Source organism: Robiginitalea sp. (genome assembly GCF_049588695.1).
GTDB lineage: Bacteria > Bacteroidota > Bacteroidia > Flavobacteriales > Flavobacteriaceae > Robiginitalea.
In genome coordinates this window covers 1-1,977 of sequence record NZ_JBAVZJ010000055.1, presented here as the reverse complement: position 1 = coordinate 1,977, position 1,977 = coordinate 1, and the positions used below count along the sequence as shown (strand labels likewise).

General features: G+C 46.1%; 3 protein-coding genes. 1 reads left to right on the top strand and 2 read right to left on the bottom strand.

Annotated elements, in window-relative coordinates; genetic code table 11:
- Positions 1-720, top strand: a 720-nt coding sequence (locus tag WBV75_RS01125) for an ABC transporter ATP-binding protein (RefSeq protein WP_424118824.1), incomplete at its 5' end; no start/stop codon positions are given.
- Here the strand turns inward: WBV75_RS01125 and WBV75_RS01120 are convergent.
- On the bottom strand, positions 717-1,496 hold the full coding sequence (locus tag WBV75_RS01120) for a DUF3667 domain-containing protein (protein WP_424118823.1): 780 nt from the start codon (positions 1,494-1,496) through the stop codon (positions 717-719). The two genes, WBV75_RS01125 and WBV75_RS01120, sit on opposite strands and share 4 nt — an antisense overlap.
- Positions 1,493-1,977 (bottom strand): diadenylate cyclase (locus WBV75_RS01115; RefSeq protein ID WP_424118822.1); only part of this gene is annotated, 485 nt, incomplete at its 5' end. The genes WBV75_RS01120 and WBV75_RS01115, both read right to left, overlap by 4 nt.

Genomic DNA, 1,977 nt, shown 5'->3' with positions numbered 1-1,977 from the left:
AACGTGCGTTTTTCCTATGAGGCCGGAGAGGAAATCCTCCACGGGATCTCCTTTGAGGTAAATCCGGGGGAGAATATCGCCATTGTCGGGGCCACAGGGGCAGGAAAATCAACTATTATCAACTTACTCAACCGCTTTTACGATATCGACTCGGGCACCATTTGCCTGGATGGGCGCGATATCCGGGAGTATACCCTGTCCAGTTTGAGAAATAATATCGCTGTGGTCCTGCAGGATGTTTTTCTCTTTGCAGATACCATTGCCAACAACATTTCCCTGGAAGACCCTGAGATCACCCGTGAGGAAATTGAAACAGCGGCCAAACAGATAGGCGTCCACGAATTTATCAGCAGCCTGCCCGGGGGATATGAATACAATGTGAAGGAGAGGGGAAGTATGCTTTCCAGCGGGCAACGACAGCTCATCGCTTTTCTCAGGGCGTATATGCGTAACCCAAGTATTCTTGTCCTGGATGAGGCCACTTCTTCTGTGGATACGTATTCCGAAAAACTGATTCAACAGGCTTCAGAAAAAGTTACAGAAGGAAGAACTTCCATTATTATCGCCCACCGCCTGGCGACCGTTAAGAAGGCAGACAAAATCCTGGTCCTGGATAAAGGTGAAGTCGTAGAAATGGGGACCCACCAGTCCTTACTCGCGCAAAAGGGTTTCTACAGCAAGCTTTACGAGGCCCAGTTTATGGCGGAAGAGGTTGTTTAGGCCTGTGGTGGTATAAAATCTTCTACTCTTAAAACGCCCGTCAGGAACATGATCAGGGTCAACAGTATGGAGAAGCCAAAAAAGCCTATGAGCAAAAGAACAATGTACAGAAAACTCCTCAATAGCGTAATCCCAAAACTATAGAAGTGTAGACGGATCAATACGAAAAGGGAATACCCTATCATCAAAACGATAGTTAAATAGGAGTAAATGAGGTAATCTTCTGGGATATAAAGCAGTATAAATACACTTATTGGAAAAGTCAGAATCGAAAGGTGCGCCAGGGTGTAAGTAGCGGAAACAAGATGTTCGGGGAGGTTATAATCCCTTTTATTAAAGGTTAATATTGCAGCAATTGCAATAAGTGGAATGTAGGCCATAAATATAAACGAGTTGTACTCCAGGGTTGCATCCATAATTTTGGTATTGGAAGGTGAGTCACCTACCCCCAATACACCAAAATCAATCTCATCCATGACAAGTTTTTTCATGATGAAAAAAATAAACCCTGAAAGCGCAAGGGCTATCCCCAGGTAACTCATTGGGTTGAGGAAACGCTTTCTCACCCCATCTACGTATGATTCTACAACTTTTTCCGGGTGAATGGTCATCGTTTTGACCGTCCGGTAGAAACTGTTGTCAAAGTCGAAAAATCTTTCCAGAATATCAGTGAACAAGCCTTTGTAGGTCAGGCGACTGGGAACGACTTTTGCCCCACAGGATGGGCAAAACATATAGTCAGTCCTCAGGGAATTATTACAGTTCTTACAGGTCATGTATTCAGGTCTTTTCTCAGCAGGCGCTCCAGGTCCTTCATATCTTTAAAAGGGACGAATTCCCCGTTTTTGATATAAGAAATGGTTCCGGTCTCCTCACTCACCACCAGGGTCAGGGCATCGGTGCGTTCTGTAATTCCCACAGCGGCGCGGTGGCGCAGGCCAAAGCGGTTGGGGATGTTGTGTTCCCGGGATACCGGGAGGATTACCCGGGTAGCGACAATACTGTTCCCTTTAATGATCGCCGCCCCGTCGTGGAGTGGACTGTTTTTGAAAAAGATACTCTCCAGGATGGGCTGGTTTACTTCAATCTGCATTTCATCTCCTGATGAGGTTATAAAATCAAGCGAAGTGTCACGTTCCACAACCAGGAGTGCCCCGGTGCGGTTCTTTCCCATATTTTCACAGGCCGCCAAAAGGGCACCCACATTCAGATCGGTGGTCATCCCTTCTTCCCTTAGAAACTTAAAGTGCTTTGTAA

Excerpts from the sequence above, each read along its gene's own strand:
- WBV75_RS01120 (WP_424118823.1), bottom strand. The coding sequence starts at position 1,496 with ATGACCTGTAAGAACTGTAATAATTCCCTGAGGACTGACTATATGTTT.